Raw genomic sequence first — 16,715 nt, forward strand, 5'->3', positions numbered from 1 at the left:
TGAGGAATCTCATGATCTAGAGTGTTATGATCAAATTTGAAGAGAAAATGTGGAAAAAATGAAAAGAAATGATGATTCAATATTAATCATAGAAACGGCTTAGAAATCTGTTAAAGGAGAACGGGAATGAAGAAGTTTTTTGCTTTGCTTCTCCTGCTTGTCATCGGATGGGGCGTCTATTATACCATGCAAGCACAGGAACATGATGAGCCAGTGTCATCAGGTGGAGAAGACGAAAGCGGTTCAAATGATATGTATCGCAATTTTAAAGAACTGGAAGAGAATGAATCAACAGATCATTATCAAATTACATCAAATCCAGTGCCCGGCAGCCGTCTTCTAGTGATGTCGCCTCATGGCGGGAGAATCGAAGGCGGCGTTAGTGAGATTGTCCATTTTTTTGATAACGATTTTTCTACGTACTTATTTGAAGGTTTGAGAGAAAATGCATCAGAACTTCATATTACAAGTACAAACTTCGATGAACCAATCGGAGTCGCACAGGCAAAAGCACATGATTATGTCTTAGCTGTTCATGGTTATAAAGGGGAGCCGGGAATTGATCACACCCTTGTTGGCGGAACAGACTATGATCGTGCAGAGAAAATTGTGAACTCATTAGAGCGGAATGGATTTTCTGCTGAACTGGCTGTCGCACACGCAACCCTGAGCGGAACAAGCAATCATAATATTAATAATCTTACAAAAACAGGGCAAAGTGTACAGCTAGAGATTAGTAGAAGTCAGCGTGAAGCTTTATTTGACAGTTTTGACTTTCGGCGGCGGTCCAGTACAAAAAACGAGACGTTCTACCGGTATGTCAGGGCGATTCGGACAGTGCTTGATGAGGAATATACATAAAAATGGTGCACATGTTAAGACAAGCAGCGTGAATTCTTGTTACACTATAAAAAGTGATAACAAAAGGAGAGACAGATATGGCGCGTCATCATTTTCATCTTCAGGCAAGCTGGCCTGGTCTGCGTAACGATGTGGGGACAATCGAATGTGAACAGTTAAAGACGGAGATTTCCATTCCAAAAGAAATGGATGGACCGGGTATTGGAACAAATCCAGATGAGATGCTCCTAGGTGCAGCGGCCACATGTTATATCATTACACTTGCAGCCATGATGGAGCGGAGTCAATTAGAGAAAGAGGATTTATCGATGAGCTCTGAGGCAGTTGTCGATGTGACAAACGGTGTGTTTACATATGAGAAAATCATTCACCGTCCTGTCATCATTCTCAAAGAGTCGGCTACAGCACAGGACATAGAACGAGCTCGTAAGCTTGCACATAAAGCTGAAAGCTCATGTATGATCTCTAGAGCTGTGCAAGGGAATGTCCATATTTCCTTAGAAGAAACCATCAAAGCTGGTTATTAAGTAAAAAAGTCATTTTCTCTTGATTAATGGAGAAAATGACTTTTTTTATGACGTCCATTCGGTTTGATCGAATGGTTCTTTCTTTTCTTCCTTTTGTTTTTTGGATTGATTTAAGACAATGACGCCGCATATGACAAGTGCAAGACCAATGAATCCTTTCATATGAATGGTTTCGTTAAATAGCACGAGGCCCACAAGAGCAGTAAGTGCTGTACCGACACCAGACCAAGTGGCATATGCAGATGACAGATCAATTGTTTTGAGTGCCAAACTGAGAAAGGTAAAGGCGCATCCAAATCCGATCATCACCCCCATACTCGGCAGCACCTGTGTAAAACCTTGCGAAAGCTTCAGCATCGTACTGCCAAAAACCTCTGTCAAAATGGCTCCTGTTAAATAAAGCATTCCTTTCATATCACTTCACATCCTTTAAGACATATTTAATAGTACGACCCCTGAAACAAGCATCGCCATTCCAATAAGTGCTTGACGGTTCAAGGTTTCTTTGAAAAAGAGCACGCCAAAAAAAGCCGTGAGGACGGTACCGACCCCAGACCAAGTGGCGTAAGACATGCTAAGTGGAATGATATTAAGGGTCAATGACAACATGTAAAAAGCAAGTGTGTAGCCAGCGACAACGACAGCGCTAGGTTTAAAGCGTGTGAAACCATTTGATAGTTTCAGCATCGCTGCCCCGATTGCTTCTGAAAAAATGGCGATAGTCAAAAAAAGATATCCGAGGATCATCATCATCCCTCCTCTAAAATGTGTAAAATCCGATGAAGTAAAAGGGTTTTTTCCTCTCGATTCAATGGTTCAAGCTGAAACATTTCTGAAAACCATATACCATCACAGGCAAGACGGATCAGCTGGCTAAGTGCAGGGTCATTGATTTCCTCGGTTGCTTTTTCTTTAAATTCCGCATAAAAATGACGCCAAGGATTTAATAATGCTTCATCAAATGACATGGTAGCCAGCATGCTTGTACATAGCTGTGTGGTGTTTTGTCTATCAAGGTCATTTAATGTGGCCAATATATAGGCACGTACATAAGGTGCCTTTTCGTTTTTGTATGTTTCCTGATACGTGTCAAGCTGCTGACGAAAAGAGGCAACAGCATGCTCATTCATTTGCTGGATCAGGTCTTCCTTGCTCGAAAAATGATACAGTAGCCCGGCTTTGGTCATATTTGCATGTTCTGCCACCTGCTGAAGGGTGAGCTGACTCAATCCTTCTTTTAGAATGGTGTGAGCTGCTGCCTCAAAAATTTGTTCTTTTTTCGTTTTAGACATAAAAAAAAACACCTACTTTACTGAACGGTCGGTAAAGTAAATGTTAACCTATAAAAAACAAATGTGTCAATCGATTCATTTTATAAGAGGATGTTTTCACTGAATCGTCATATTTAATAATAAGGGTATGGTCCATATGGCGGGTATGGCGGTGGATAAGGATAACCATAGCCATATCCTGGAGCAAGAAGCGACCCAGCTAAAAGCCCTCCAGCAAAACCACCTAAAAATGGCGGTCCAAAAAATCCAGGTCTCCCATAGCCAAACCCAGGGCGCCCAAACCCAAACCCAGGTCTTCCAAAACCAAATCCAGGGCGTCCAAATCCAAAAGGTCTTCTCATCTCATCTTGAACAAACGGTGCGTCAAAATAATTCATAAAAAAAGACTCCTTTCACATAAAATCACTGTAACTGACATCAGTGTATTCGAGTGGCCCACTTGTGTTTGGGTGAATGCCTAAAATAAGGAGGAATGTAAAAAATGGGCCTGTATCCGTCTGATTGGGCTAAATGTCCACCTCATGCACATGCTTATAAAGCGCGAACGGATGTAACAGAAGAACATTATCATTTAATAGAAGGTATTTCTCAGCCTGTGAATGGAAGCAGTACCGACAGACATACTCATTATTACCGGGGGATCACGTCATTTGAAAGAGGGCATTTTCATAGATATTATGGCGTCACTGGACCTGCTATCCCAAGAGTGGACGGGACGCACTACCATGAAATTGAGGAAGTCACGTTTTCTGCCTATACCGACTCTGTCCCGATTCCATATGGGGGAGTCGTTTACAGTCCAGATGAAGAAAGGCCAACGCATAAGCACCGTTTAAAAGGAAAGACATATGAAGTGGTCGGGAATGAACCACTTGGCTGGTGACGGGAGGATATAGGAGAGAAAGAGAAGTTATGCTATACTGTAGGCAGTTTGTAAAAGAGAGTGATGTTATGAAAAAACAACCAGTGATTGTATTAGTAGGTCCGACGGCTGTCGGAAAAACAAAGCTGAGCATTGATATAGCGAAAGCATTTAATGGAGAAATTATCAGCGGGGATTCCATGCAGATCTATAAAGGGATGGATATTGGCACAGCGAAAATCACCCCTGAAGAAATGAATGGCGTACCGCACCATTTAATCGATATTAAACAACCGGATGAATCGTTTTCTACAGCTGAATTTCAGCAGCTTGTCCGCTTAAAAATCAAAGAGATTGCTGCGAGAGGGAAAACGCCCATGATTGTTGGTGGAACTGGGCTATATATTCAGTCTGTTTTATATGATTACACGTTTACTGATGAGAAAAGTGATCCTGCTTTTAGAGAAGAGATGACGCTGTTTGAACAGCAACATGGACCGATCAAGCTGTATGAAAAGCTAAAAGAAGCCGATCCTATCGCTGCAAAAGCGATTCATCCGAATAACGTCCGCCGCGTGATCAGGGCGCTTGAAATCATCCATACAACAGGTCAGAAAATGTCTGATATGCAAAACGGGCATCAAGAAGTTCCTCTTTATGACACTGCCTTCATTGGGCTGAAAATGGACCGAGAGCTTTTGTACGAGCGCATTCATCAAAGAATTGATATGATGTTAGATGAAGGCTTAATTGAAGAAGTGAGCGCACTTTATCAATCTGGTTTGAAAGATTGTCAGTCTGTTCAAGCGATTGGTTATAAAGAGTTGTATGCCTATTTTCAAGGCGATTGCTCACTTGATGAAGCCATCCAGCAATTAAAACAAAATTCCCGCAGATATGCGAAGCGTCAGTTTACGTGGTTCCGTAATAAAATGGATGTCACCTGGTTTGATATGACACCACCTTGCCACTTTTCGGACAAAAAAGAGGAAATTTTCGCATATATAGCAGGAAAGCTTGGACTTAAAGCGAAACTGTAGTTATCAGAATCAAGGAGGACGAAACATGAAACCGATTAATATTCAGGACCAATTTTTGAATCAGATCCGCAAAGACAATACATTTGTCACAGTATTTTTACTGAATGGCTTTCAGCTTCGCGGTCAAGTAAAGGGATTTGACAATTTCACGGTGCTGCTTGAGACAGAAGGGAAGCAGCAACTTATTTATAAACATGCGATTTCAACATTTGCTCCTCAAAAAAATGTAAATCTTGAATTAGAATAAACACCCGTTTTCACCAATAGCCCCATGCAGCTGCGAATAAACCGGCCGAAACCCGCTACGTTTTTTGTCAGTGCAGAGGGGCTATTTTGTATGCCATGAAACTTTTCTGTCCAAGTTGCGTATAAATCCTTATTGGACATTTAAAAGGTGAGGGGATTTATATGGAAAATGCAGAGCTTGAATTGAGAAGGATTCGAGTGATCCTTCTTTTGATTGGAATCGTTGTCTTATTTGGATCATGCGCCATCTCGAACATCGAAACGAGACAAGAAAGTTGGCATAACCATTCTAGTGAGCATGATGGGAGCCATGTTGATGGTCTTTTACCATCATCTGTTGCGCTAAAAAATAATCACATTGCTGTTGTGAAAGATGATGAAGTACATGTATACCGGTTTGATGAAAAAGAAGGAGAGCTGACGCTCATTACGACAAAGTACATAGATGAATGGGATGAAGATGATGGTGATAGTGAAGACTTTGATGAAGAGTAAGCACGTAAATTTACAAATGAATGTGAAGTCGCTACACTATAAACATGCATTAGACATCTAGACAGAAAAGGATGAGTTCATGACACACAAAATTAAAATTAATCATTGGGAACAAACTTGTGAAGATGACTCCTGTTTCGAATATGGAACAAGCGTTTCTGTAAACGGGAAAGAGTTAGTAAGAGAAGCCTCGATCGTCTCTGCGCTTGAAGCGGTGCTCAAAGAATTAGGTGTTGCAGTGGAAATAACAGAAGTGTCAGAAGATTTACAGTGCGATGCCTACAAAAAATAAAACAAAAAGTCTAGTCTACTAAGCGATTTTTTTTCGTGTTATGATAGATTTCGGTTTCAGTTGAATAGGGAGTAGGGCAGTCTATTTTTAGAACCTGCTCTGCTCTATTTATTTGAACGTACGAGTTCGGCTATGAATGTTCGGCCGGGTTGGTTGATTTTTTTCGTTTCGAGTATCTATATATTGTGTTTTGAAAAAACATAGTATACTATATATAGTGAATAACGAAATGATCAACAATACTAAAAACTAGGTCGTGATGGAATTGATTCAAATCGTATTTGATTCAAAAACAGGAAATGTTCAACGCTTTTTGGACAAGACCCCTTTTACAGACAAACGAAAATTGACTGGAGAAGAGTTTTTGGATACGCCGTTTATTCTCGTCACCTTTACGACAGGATTTGGACAAGTCCCTGGTACCACTCAGTCATTTTTAGAGAAAAATGCGCACCTTTTACTAGGTGTAGCGGTGAGTGGGAACAAAGTGTGGGGAGATAACTTTGCCAAAAGCGCCGATACGATTTCTAAACAATATCAAGTTCCTATTTTGCACACCTTTGAACTAAGCGGAACAAAAAGGGATGTTGAATTGTTTACACAGGAGGTAGAAAGAATTGTCACAAAATCAGGTTCCAAAGTGGATACAATTAAATAACGAGATTATGATTCAAAAAGAAGGAAAGTTTCAGTTCGACAAGGACAAAGAAGCTGTACATAGTTATTTCGTAGATTATATTAATCAAAACACGGTCTTCTTTCATAATCTAGAAGAGAAGATTGATTACTTAATAGAAAACGACTACTATGAGGAAGAATTTTTAAGACAATACAGCATGTCAGATATTAAAGAAGTATTTGAAGCTGCATATGCCAAGAAATTTAGATTCCCATCATTTATGAGTGCGTTTAAGTTTTACAATGACTATGCACTGAAAACAAATGACAAAAAGAAAATCCTTGAACGCTATGAAGACCGCATTTCAGTTGTGGCTCTTTTCTTTGCGGGCGGAGACAAAAAGAAAGCACTCGAGTTTGTGGAACTGATGATCAACCAAGAGTATCAGCCAAGTACACCAACATTCTTAAACGCAGGCCGTAAAAGACGTGGTGAGCTGGTGAGCTGCTTCTTGCTTGAAGTGAATGACTCATTAAACGATATCTCAAGAGCCATTGATATTTCCATGCAGCTGTCTAAATTAGGCGGCGGCGTCAGCTTGAACCTTTCAAAGCTTCGTGCGAAAGGTGAAGCAATCAAAGATGTTGAAAATGCGACCAAAGGTGTCGTAGGCGTCATGAAACTTCTTGATAATGCATTCCGATATGCAGATCAAATGGGACAAAGACAAGGTTCAGGCAGTGCCTACCTGAATATTTTCCACAGAGATATTAATGATTTCTTAGATACGAAAAAAATCTCTGCGGATGAAGATGTTCGTGTAAAAACACTTTCGATCGGTGTCGTCATCCCAGATAAATTTATCGAGCTTGCTAGAGAAGATAAAACAGCTTACACATTCTATCCTCATACAGTTTATAAAGCTTATGGACAGCATCTTGATGAGATGGATATGGAAGAAATGTATGACGAGCTTGTAGAAAACCCGAAAGTCAAAAAAGAAAAAGTCAATCCGAGAAAACTTCTTGAAAAATTAGCTGTTCTGCGCTCAGAATCAGGCTATCCATATATCATGTTCCAAGATAATGTGAATAGAGAGCACGCTCTGAACCATATTTCACGCGTGAAATTCTCAAACCTTTGCTCAGAAGTACTTCAAGCTTCAGAAGTCTCTTCTTACACGGACTATGATCAAGATGATGAGATCGGACTTGATATTTCTTGTAACCTTGGTTCTTTAAATATCATGAACGTGATGAAAAACAAATCCATTGAAAAAACAGTCAAGCTTGCAACGGACTCACTCACACTTGTGTCTGAAACAACAGATATCCGCAATGCACCAGCTGTTAGAAAAGCGAACAAAGCGATGAAGTCAATTGGACTTGGTGCGATGAACCTTCACGGGTATTTAGCTCAAAACCAAATCGCTTATGAAAGTGAAGAAGCAAGAGATTTCGCTAATACGTTCTTTATGATGGTGAACTATTACTCCATTAAGCGTTCAAGTGAGCTTGCAAAAGAAAAAGGGGAAACATTCCACCGTTATGAGGGCTCTGGTTATGCAACAGGTGAGTACTTCAATAAATACGTAGAAAATGATTTCACTCCAAAAACAGAAAAAGCTGCTGCGCTATTTGAAGGGATGCACATTCCAACAAAAGAAGACTGGGCAGCACTCAAAGATTTTGTAGCGGAAAATGGCATGTATCATAGCTATCGATTATGTATTGCGCCAACAGGTTCTATTTCGTATGTTCAATCGGCAACAGCGTCTGTGATGCCAATTATGGAACGTATCGAAGAAAGAACATACGGAAACAGCAAAACGTATTATCCAATGCCAGGACTTTCAGCACAAAACTGGTTCTTCTATAAAGAAGCATACGATATGGACATGTTTAAAGTGGTCGATATGATCGCAACCATTCAGCAGCACGTCGATCAAGGAATCAGCTTTACATTATTCCTAAAAGATACGATGACAACGCGTGACTTAAACCGCATCGATCTTTATGCACACCATAAAGGCATTAAGACACTTTATTATGCAAGAACGAAGGATACAGGGCAGGAAGGCTGTCTTTCTTGTGTTGTTTGATTAAAGGAGAGTTTAACGTGACAAAAATTTATGATGCAGCCAACTGGTCAAAACACGAAGACGATTTTACACAAATGTTTTACAACCAAAACGTCAAGCAATTCTGGCTTCCAGAAGAGATTTCCTTAAACGGGGATCTCTTAACATGGAAATATTTAGGTGAAAAAGAGCAGGATACGTACATGAAGGTACTGGCTGGACTGACGTTACTTGATACAGAACAAGGAAATACAGGAATGCCGATAGTGGCTGAACATGTGGACGGTCATCAGCGTAAAGCCGTGTTAAACTTTATGGCCATGATGGAAAATGCAGTGCATGCAAAATCATACTCAAATATCTTCATGACACTTGCACCGACTGAAACGATTAGTGAAGTATTTGAATGGGTCAAGAAAAATAAATTCTTGCAAAAGAAAGCAGATATGATTGTAGGTCTGTACCGTTCCATTCAAAAGGATGACCCGATTTCATTATTTAAAGCAATGGTTGCTTCAGTGTATTTAGAAAGCTTCCTATTCTATAGCGGCTTTTACTACCCGCTATATTTCTATGGTCAAGGAAAGCTCATGCAAAGTGGTGAAATCATTAACTTGATTTTGCGCGATGAAGCGATTCACGGTGTGTATGTTGGATTATTAGCACAAGAAATTTACAACAAACAAACACCTGACGTGCAAAAAGAGCTTTATGATTTCTCTATCGATCTGCTTAATGAGCTTTATGAAAATGAACTTCATTACACTGAGGATATTTATGACCAAGTCAATTTATCGCATGATGTGAAAAAGTTCATTCGTTACAATGCCAATAAAGCGTTAATGAACCTTGGATTTGCCCCTTACTTTGAAGAAGAAGAGATCAACCCAATTGTATTGAACGGACTCAATACAAAAACAAAGTCACATGACTTCTTCTCAATGAAAGGGAACGGCTACAAAAAGGCAACAGTTGAGCCGTTAAAAGATGACGATTTCTTCTTTGGAGATGAATCATAAGAAAGCGCAAAAGTCAAAACGCATCACTCGTTTTGGCTTTTTGCCATTTCTAACAATGTGTTACATACTGGAGGTTACCGAACATGGGAAAAATGGACGAAATGATTTTAGTTGCACCGCGCGCACGCGTGTTCCAAAACGAAACACTTGCGTTTAATGGTGTGAATAGTGAAGAGAAAACAATCAGCACCATTATGAAAGAAATCGAAGAGCACTTCGAGCAGATGCGAAGAGGCGATGCAGAAGAAAATCCTGACTTCAAACAGCCGATACCTTATGTCGTGATTAAGCGTGAGGACGAAGTGTATGTATATGAAAGACTTCAAGGCGGGGGAGAGACGCGCTTACATCATAAGTTATCTCTTGGCTTTGGGGGGCATATGAATTTCATTGAAGGAAAAAAATTTGCTGAGATTCTAAAAGAAAATACCGATCGTGAACTGGACGAGGAACTTTCAATCCAAGAAGAAGACAAACTTGAGATGAAAACCCTTGGACTCATTAATGATGATGACAACAGTGTCGGCCGTGTGCACATCGGACTGTTATCAGCCCTTGAATTATCGCCGGGTGCTCATGTAGAAGTAAAAGAAACAGATCAAATCTCAGGCAAATGGATGAAAGTAACAGATTTGAAAAAGCCTGAGTACTTCGATCGCCTTGAAACATGGTCTCAATTTGTCGTGAACATTTTAGCATAATTGGATAGACAACAAACCGGCTCTAAAGATGACTTGAGCCGGTTTGTTTTTTAGATTATTGAAAAACGAATGCGTCGTGACCGGCCTGCTTTAATCGAGAGACGAGGTCATCTGCATTTTGCTTTGAACGGAAAGCGCCAGCTTGGACTCGGTACATGCCGCTATCCAGTACGACCAGCGCTTCAAATCCTTTGGATTTGAGTGTAGCTGCTAGTTCATCCGCATTGGCTTTGACCTTGAAAGCCCCGGCCTGCACTTTATATAGGTTACTTGCTTTTTTTTTCAATTGAAGGGCTTTTTCTAATCCAGTGGCATGAGCACGAGCGATCCCTTGAAGGAAAGTAGCGTTACGGAGCTTATTTGCATCAGCTACCGTATCAATGAAACCGTTTTCAGTTAAAATGGCAGACATAGAAGTTTCCCGCAGAACGTGGAAGTTCGCCGTTTTCTTGCCGCGGTCGGCAAAATCAACGGAGCGGACAATCTCATCATGAAGGGCATTGCGATACGTGGTGGTTGGTGCTGAAACGCCAGGGTACACATAACTTTCAAAACCTGTGCCTCCGCCAGCATTAATATGAATAGACACGAAATAGTCAGCTCCCCAGCTGTTTGCCGCATTCGTACGCTGGGATAACGTGACGGATTGGTCAATTGAACGACTTAAGCGGACGGAAACCCCATCATATTCACTAATCAACATATCTCTCAGAAAAAGCGCAATTTGCAGTGTGATATTTTTCTCCAAAAGTCCATTAGCAGCAGCTCCAGAATCTGTTCCTCCGTGGCCAGGATCAATAAAAATTTTCACCATCTATTCATCACCTCGTCTTTATTTTATGAGGAAATAGAAAAATTGCCTGTACAAAATGCGGAAATCATCGAGACTCTTTTCTGCACAATTTGTGATGAAAAAGCGCCATTTTTCTAAGAAAAAACAAATTGTTGGTTTGTCCGCCCGAAATGGATGAATACAATGGAAATAGCACATCATTTCCTGGGAAACCGCACAATCCCCTACAATAACCGGTATCTCGGGTCATTTTGACAGTAAACCGATGCTAGTGCGGGCGATTGTCACGATTACAGCTCCACCCGAATAGATTAAAGAGAGAAGAGCGAGAGGTGAATACGTTGGAGCGAGCTGTCACATATAAAAATAACGGCCAAATCAACATTATACTTAATGGACAGAAGCAAGTATTGGTTGATGCAGATTCAGAGGCAGAATACCTAGAGGCCTTGCAAAAAAATGAGGCCAAACACAGCATCTTACGAGAAATAGAACGAGAAATGAACAGCCTTGTCGGGATGGATGAAATGAAACGAAACATAAAAGAAATTTATGCTTGGATTTTTGTGAATCAAAAAAGACAAGAACAAGGATTAAAGGTAGGAAAACAAGCGCTTCATATGATGTTTAAAGGAAATCCTGGCACAGGGAAAACAACGGTTGCACGGCTTGTCGGGAAGCTTTTCTTTGAAATGAATGTTCTTTCAAAGGGGCACTTAATTGAAGCAGAACGAGGAGATCTGGTTGGAGAGTACATTGGACATACAGCTCAAAAAACAAGAGATTTGATTAAAAAATCACTAGGCGGCATTTTGTTCATCGATGAAGCCTATTCTCTTGCCCGCGGAGGAGAGAAGGATTTCGGGAAAGAAGCGATTGATACCCTTGTAAAACATATGGAGGATAAGCAGCATGAATTCATCCTCATCTTAGCTGGATACTCCAAGGAAATGGATCATTTTCTTTCTCTAAATCCTGGTCTGCAATCGAGATTTCCGATCAATATCAATTTCCCTGATTATACGGTCGATCAGCTGATGGATATTGCAAAACGAATGATGGCCGATCGGGAATATGTCTTTACCCAAGAGGCAGAATGGAAACTGCGAGACTATTTAATGCACATCAAGAGCACAACGAGTCCTGCCAAATTCAGCAACGGCCGTTTTGTGCGAAACACCATTGAAAAAGCGATTCGAACTCAGGCGATGAGGCTGCTTCTTGTGGATCATTATGATAAAAAAGACTTACTTACGATTAAAAGCCATGATCTGCAAATGAAAGAGGATACGCCTTCTTGAAATGGCGTATCCTTTTTGTAAAGAGACAAGAAATTAAACCTTCCGAATGGTGGTATACGTGCGATGTGTTTGGTATGATGGTACTACTGAAACTTAAGTACAGAAAGGAAACAACTGACGTTGAATGAACATGAAATGATCGAAAAAGCGATCCTTGTCGGCTGTCAACTGCCGCATATAACGGATGAACGCTTTCAATATTCTATGGAAGAATTAGCTTCCTTAACCAAAACAGCTGGCGGTGAAGCTGTCAGCATCATGACGCAAAAAAGAAATAGACAAGACAGCGCGACTTACATCGGGAAAGGGAAAGTGGAAGAGCTTGAAGTGCTTTGCGACGAGTTAGACTGTGACGTTATTATTTTTAACGACGAGCTTTCGCCTAGCCAGTTAAAAGCTTTGGCGACTGCCTTAGATGTGAAAATTATTGACCGTACGCAATTGATTCTAGACATCTTTGCCAAAAGAGCCCGTACAAGAGAGGGGAAGCTGCAAATAGAGCTTGCCCAGCTTCAGTATGCCTTGCCGAGACTGAGCGGACAAGGGATCAGCCTTTCAAGACAAGGCGGCGGAATTGGCGCAAGAGGTCCAGGTGAAACAAAACTTGAAACAGATAGACGTCATATTCGAAACCGCATACACGAAATTCACGGACAACTGTCTGCAGTCAAAGAACATCGCACGAGATACCGGGAACGACGGAAGAAAAATGGCGTATTCCAAATCGCTATTGTCGGGTACACAAATGCCGGGAAATCAACATTGTTTAACCAGTTAACAGAAGCGGATAGCCATGAAGAAGATTTGCTGTTTGCTACACTTGACCCAATGACGCGTAAAATGACACTTGAATCTGGCTACAGTGTACTGATTTCCGATACAGTTGGTTTTATTCAAGACCTTCCAACCACACTGATTGCAGCATTTCGTTCCACTCTTGAAGAAGTAAAAGAAGCAGACTATTTGCTTCATGTGATCGATTCTTCGAATGAGGATTATGAAGGGCATGAACGAACGGTTCATAAGCTTTTAGAAGAATTAGAAGCTGACCGTATTCCGATGCTCACTGTCTATAACAAAAAAGACCAAATTCGGCCGGATTTTATCCCTTCCTCAAAGCAGCGCCACATTTTAATCAGTGCTAGGCGCGAGGAAGATGTGAAGCGGTTAAAAACGGATATCATGGCTGAACTGAAAAAAGATTTTTTAAAGCCATATCATGTAAGGATTCCGGCATATGAAGGGAAACTCATATCTGCCTTAAAGTCAGAAACCTTGGTGGAATCACTGGAATTTCAAAAGGAAGCAGAGCTTTATGACATCACTGGATTTAGTGGTGAGGAGCAAACCATATTAGGACAAATCAAGAAGTATATGTTGTAGGAAAGGAATTAAATCACGATGTTTCACACTTTAAAACATGGCACCATTTTAGAAAAAATAGCAGCAGAAGCAGAACAAGACATTTCACAAATACATCAGCAAATTGATCGAAAGAGCGAACGAAATGAGTGGCGGGTTCTTGAAAGCTACCGGAAACATAAAGTCAGTGACTCTCATTTTAACCCGACAACTGGTTATGGTTACGATGATATGGGAAGAGACACGTTAGAAAAGATCTATGCGGATGTATTTGGAGGGGAAAGCGGTCTTGTACGCCCGCAGATCATTTCTGGAACACATGCCATTTCCATCGCCTTATTCGGTGTGCTAAGACCTGGTGATGAATTGATCTACATGACGGGGAAACCTTACGATACCCTAGAAGAGATTGTCGGGATTCGCGGCAAAGAAGGGACAGGCTCATTAAAAGATTTTCAGATCGATTACAAAGCCATTGATTTGCGTCAAGATGGATCTGTCGATTTCGACAAAGTCAAAGAATCTATTTCCAAAAAAACAAAAGTCATCGGGATTCAGCGTTCTAAAGGCTATGCGTCAAGACCATCTTTTACAATAGAAGAAATTGAACAAATGATTTCATTTGTGAAAGACATCAATGAGGACATCATTGTGTTTGTTGACAACTGTTATGGTGAATTTACTGAATTACAAGAGCCGTGTCATGTGGGCGCAGACCTTATGGCAGGTTCTCTCATTAAAAACCCAGGCGGCGGCCTTGCCAAAACTGGCGGCTACATCGTTGGAAAAGAAAAATGGGTAGAAGCTTGCTCTTATCGAATGACATCTCCAGGCATCGGCAGTGAAGCGGGTGCATCGCTGTATGCGCTCCAGGAAATGTATCAAGGATTTTTCTTAGCACCGCATGTTGTTGCACAAAGTTTAAAAGGCGCCGTGTTTACAGCGCGTTTTCTTGAAAAACTCGGGTTCCAAACAAACCCGGCGTGGAATGCGAAAAGAACCGACTTGATTCAATCTGTAGAATTTGGAGACCCTAAAAAAATGATTGCATTTTGTCAGGCCATTCAATATGCATCACCGATTAACAGTCATGTCACACCGCATGCGAGCTATATGCCGGGATACGAGGACGATGTTATTATGGCAGCGGGCACATTTGTCCAAGGAGCCAGCATTGAATTATCTGCCGATGGTCCGATCAGACCGCCGTACACAGCCTATGTTCAGGGTGGTCTCACGTATGCCCATGTGAAAAATGCCATTTGCAGTGCTGTAGATGCCTTATTAGAGCAAGGTTTTATTGAAGTGCCTGCTCGATAAAAAAATCCATGTTAATATTCCTAACATTTCGTTGACACATAATATAACATGACATATAATAAATTTAAGCAAAGAGGAGGAGACAGTTGAGATGAGTGATAACATTCGCCGCTCAATGCCTTTATTCCCAATTGGGATTGTCATGCAGCTAACAGAATTATCTGCAAGACAAATTCGCTATTATGAGGAAAATGGTTTAGTATTTCCAGCTAGAAGTGATGGGAATCGCCGATTATTTTCTTTCCATGATGTTGATAAATTACTAGAAATCAAAAACCTCATCGAACAAGGTGTAAACATGGCAGGAATCAAAAAACTTTTTGCCAAAGCTGAGGCAGAAAATCCATCGTCTGAAACAAAGACAGAGGAGAAAACCACAGCGAAGCACAACTTGACAGATGATGAACTCAGGAAGCTACTGAAGAAGGAACTCATTCAGGCTGGACGTTTCCAACAAGGAACGACCTTTAGGCAGGGGGATATGTCAAGGTTCTTCCGTTAACCAATTAGCAAAAGCATTGCTATACACATTTTACCTTTTGTAGGGGAGGAGTTTTACGAAATGGCAAAGTACACAAGAGAAGATATCGTAAAATTAGTAAATGAGGAAAACGTAAAGTACATCCGTCTGCAATTTACAGACATTCTCGGAACAATTAAAAATGTTGAGATTCCTGTGAGCCAGTTAGAAAAAGCTCTCGATAACAAATGTATGTTTGATGGTTCATCTATTGAAGGGTTTGTACGTATCGAAGAATCAGATATGTACCTATATCCAGATCTAAACACGTTTGTTATTTTCCCTTGGACAGCAGAAAAAGGTAAAGTTGCACGCTTTATTTGTGATATTTATAAGCCAGACGGAACACCATTTGATGGAGACCCTCGTAACAACTTAAAGCGTATCTTAAAGGAAATGGAAGAACTAGGATTTAGTGATTTCAACCTTGGACCTGAGCCAGAATTCTTCTTATTTAAATTAGACGAAAAAGGCGAGCCAACGCTCGAACTAAACGATAAAGGTGGATACTTTGACCTTGCACCAACAGATTTAGGTGAAAACTGCCGCCGTGACATCGTGCTTGAGCTTGAAGAAATGGGCTTTGAAATTGAAGCTTCTCACCACGAAGTAGCACCTGGTCAGCATGAAATTGATTTCAAATATGCAGGCGCCATCCGTTCTTGTGATGACATTCAAACGTTCAAGCTTGTTGTGAAAACAATCGCTAGAAAGCACGGTCTTCATGCGACATTCATGCCAAAACCATTGTTCGGTGTAAACGGATCTGGTATGCACTGTAACCTATCATTATTTAAAAATGGTAAAAACGCATTCTTTGATGAGAAAGCAGACTTACAATTAAGCGAGACGGCTAGACACTTTATCGCAGGTATTGTGAAGCACGCAACAAGCTTCACAGCGGTCACAAACCCGACGGTGAACTCTTACAAACGTCTTGTTCCTGGCTATGAAGCACCTTGCTACGTAGCATGGAGTGCACAAAACCGCAGCCCATTGATTCGTATTCCAGCATCACGTGGCATTAGCACACGTGTAGAAGTACGCAGTGTAGACCCATCTGCAAACCCATACCTTGCACTAAGCGTATTACTTGCAGCAGGTCTAGACGGAATCAAAAACAAACTAGACGCACCAGCGCCAATCGACAGAAACATCTATGTCATGGACAAAGAAGAGCGCCTTGAAAACGGCATCGCTGACTTACCTGCAACACTTGCAGAAGCACTTGAGCTGCTCAAGTCAAACGAAGTCATGATCAACGCACTAGGCGATCACTTATTCGAGCACTTCATCGAATCAAAAGAAATCGAATGGGATATGTTCCGCACCCAAGTACACCCATGGGAACGCGATCAGTATATGTCTCAGTATTAATAAAGAAA

21 protein-coding genes are annotated in these 16,715 nt (G+C 41.0%); 16 read left to right on the forward strand and 5 right to left on the reverse strand.

The window, feature by feature from the left end; all coding sequences use genetic code 11:
* Positions 1-126 precede the first annotated feature (126 nt).
* Both MHH31_RS08510 and MHH31_RS08515 read left to right on the forward strand, forming a co-directional pair.
* Positions 127-861, forward strand: coding sequence for a poly-gamma-glutamate hydrolase family protein (locus MHH31_RS08510; RefSeq protein ID WP_039166578.1), 735 nt, complete (start codon positions 127-129; stop codon positions 859-861).
* Positions 862-938: 77 nt separating this feature from the next.
* Complete coding sequence (locus MHH31_RS08515) at positions 939-1,388, forward strand: OsmC family protein (RefSeq protein ID WP_017367284.1); 450 nt, start codon at positions 939-941, stop codon at positions 1,386-1,388.
* Between the two features lie 45 nt (positions 1,389-1,433).
* Here MHH31_RS08515 and MHH31_RS08520 read toward each other — a convergent pair whose 3' ends face one another.
* From MHH31_RS08520 to MHH31_RS08535, 4 genes are all read right to left on the reverse strand, one after another.
* Positions 1,434-1,802 (reverse strand): multidrug efflux SMR transporter, encoded by a 369-nt coding sequence (locus MHH31_RS08520; RefSeq protein WP_024720399.1) that lies wholly within the window; start codon positions 1,800-1,802, stop codon positions 1,434-1,436.
* A gap of 15 nt (positions 1,803-1,817) precedes the next feature.
* On the reverse strand, positions 1,818-2,135 hold the full coding sequence (locus MHH31_RS08525) for a multidrug efflux SMR transporter (protein WP_268363049.1): 318 nt from the start codon (positions 2,133-2,135) through the stop codon (positions 1,818-1,820).
* Between the two features lie 2 nt (positions 2,136-2,137).
* The gene (locus MHH31_RS08530; protein WP_041507251.1) at positions 2,138-2,680 is read right to left on the reverse strand and encodes a TetR/AcrR family transcriptional regulator; all 543 of its coding nucleotides are present in this window, start codon (positions 2,678-2,680) and stop codon (positions 2,138-2,140) included.
* Positions 2,681-2,793: 113 nt separating this feature from the next.
* Positions 2,794-3,057 carry a hypothetical protein gene (locus MHH31_RS08535; protein ID WP_017359036.1) on the reverse strand — a complete coding sequence of 88 codons (264 nt, stop codon included), beginning with the start codon at positions 3,055-3,057 and terminating at the stop codon, positions 2,794-2,796.
* Between the two features lie 104 nt (positions 3,058-3,161).
* Between MHH31_RS08535 and MHH31_RS08540 the strand changes: the two genes are divergently transcribed.
* The 9 genes from MHH31_RS08540 (at position 3,162) to MHH31_RS08580 (ending at position 10,034) form a co-directional block, all read left to right on the forward strand.
* Positions 3,162-3,563, forward strand: a complete 402-nt coding sequence (locus tag MHH31_RS08540) for a YmaF family protein (protein ID WP_007499437.1) — start codon at positions 3,162-3,164, stop codon at positions 3,561-3,563.
* 68 nt (positions 3,564-3,631) lie between these two features.
* Entirely contained in the window at positions 3,632-4,582 is a 951-nt protein-coding gene (gene miaA, locus MHH31_RS08545) for a tRNA (adenosine(37)-N6)-dimethylallyltransferase MiaA (protein ID WP_342495453.1), read from the forward strand.
* Between the two features lie 25 nt (positions 4,583-4,607).
* On the forward strand, positions 4,608-4,829 hold the full coding sequence (gene hfq / locus MHH31_RS08550) for an RNA chaperone Hfq (protein WP_003211269.1): 222 nt from the start codon (positions 4,608-4,610) through the stop codon (positions 4,827-4,829).
* A gap of 161 nt (positions 4,830-4,990) precedes the next feature.
* Complete coding sequence (locus tag MHH31_RS08555) at positions 4,991-5,323, forward strand: YmzC family protein (RefSeq protein ID WP_035391989.1); 333 nt, start codon at positions 4,991-4,993, stop codon at positions 5,321-5,323.
* Positions 5,324-5,402: 79 nt separating this feature from the next.
* Positions 5,403-5,615: a hypothetical protein gene (locus MHH31_RS08560; protein ID WP_045035119.1), complete on the forward strand. Its 213-nt coding sequence runs from the start codon at positions 5,403-5,405 to the stop codon at positions 5,613-5,615.
* 265 nt (positions 5,616-5,880) lie between these two features.
* Complete coding sequence (gene nrdI / locus MHH31_RS08565; protein WP_017359034.1) at positions 5,881-6,273, forward strand: class Ib ribonucleoside-diphosphate reductase assembly flavoprotein NrdI; 393 nt, start codon at positions 5,881-5,883, stop codon at positions 6,271-6,273.
* Positions 6,233-8,335, forward strand: a complete 2,103-nt coding sequence (nrdE, locus tag MHH31_RS08570) for a class 1b ribonucleoside-diphosphate reductase subunit alpha (RefSeq protein ID WP_017359033.1) — start codon at positions 6,233-6,235, stop codon at positions 8,333-8,335. Before nrdI ends, nrdE begins: the two co-directional genes overlap by 41 nt.
* Positions 8,336-8,352: 17 nt before the next feature.
* On the forward strand, positions 8,353-9,333 hold the full coding sequence (gene nrdF, locus MHH31_RS08575; protein WP_024720404.1) for a class 1b ribonucleoside-diphosphate reductase subunit beta: 981 nt from the start codon (positions 8,353-8,355) through the stop codon (positions 9,331-9,333).
* An 83-nt stretch (positions 9,334-9,416) separates the two neighbouring features.
* Positions 9,417-10,034: a hypothetical protein gene (locus MHH31_RS08580; RefSeq protein WP_007499431.1), complete on the forward strand. Its 618-nt coding sequence runs from the start codon at positions 9,417-9,419 to the stop codon at positions 10,032-10,034.
* A gap of 55 nt (positions 10,035-10,089) precedes the next feature.
* Here the strand turns inward: MHH31_RS08580 and MHH31_RS08585 are convergent, their stop codons facing one another.
* Positions 10,090-10,848, reverse strand: a complete 759-nt coding sequence (locus MHH31_RS08585; protein WP_138278542.1) for an N-acetylmuramoyl-L-alanine amidase — start codon at positions 10,846-10,848, stop codon at positions 10,090-10,092.
* A 320-nt stretch (positions 10,849-11,168) separates the two neighbouring features.
* Between MHH31_RS08585 and spoVK the strand changes: the two genes are divergently transcribed.
* From spoVK to glnA, 5 genes are all read left to right on the forward strand, one after another.
* Positions 11,169-12,128, forward strand: coding sequence for a stage V sporulation protein K (gene spoVK, locus MHH31_RS08590; protein WP_008344008.1), 960 nt, complete (start codon positions 11,169-11,171; stop codon positions 12,126-12,128).
* Positions 12,129-12,248: 120 nt separating this feature from the next.
* Positions 12,249-13,511, forward strand: a complete 1,263-nt coding sequence (gene hflX / locus MHH31_RS08595) for a GTPase HflX (protein ID WP_193804292.1) — start codon at positions 12,249-12,251, stop codon at positions 13,509-13,511.
* Positions 13,512-13,529: 18 nt separating this feature from the next.
* Positions 13,530-14,810, forward strand: coding sequence for an aminotransferase class I/II-fold pyridoxal phosphate-dependent enzyme (locus tag MHH31_RS08600; protein WP_342495454.1), 1,281 nt, complete (start codon positions 13,530-13,532; stop codon positions 14,808-14,810).
* Positions 14,811-14,901: 91 nt separating this feature from the next.
* Positions 14,902-15,312 (forward strand): MerR family transcriptional regulator, encoded by a 411-nt coding sequence (locus MHH31_RS08605; protein ID WP_007499423.1) that lies wholly within the window; start codon positions 14,902-14,904, stop codon positions 15,310-15,312.
* 60 nt (positions 15,313-15,372) lie between these two features.
* Positions 15,373-16,707 (forward strand): type I glutamate--ammonia ligase, encoded by a 1,335-nt coding sequence (gene glnA, locus MHH31_RS08610; RefSeq protein ID WP_007499421.1) that lies wholly within the window; start codon positions 15,373-15,375, stop codon positions 16,705-16,707.
* The last annotated feature ends 8 nt before the right edge of the window (positions 16,708-16,715 follow it).

The organism is Bacillus sp. FSL K6-1033, from assembly GCF_038630765.1.
GTDB lineage: Bacteria > Bacillota > Bacilli > Bacillales > Bacillaceae > Bacillus > Bacillus altitudinis.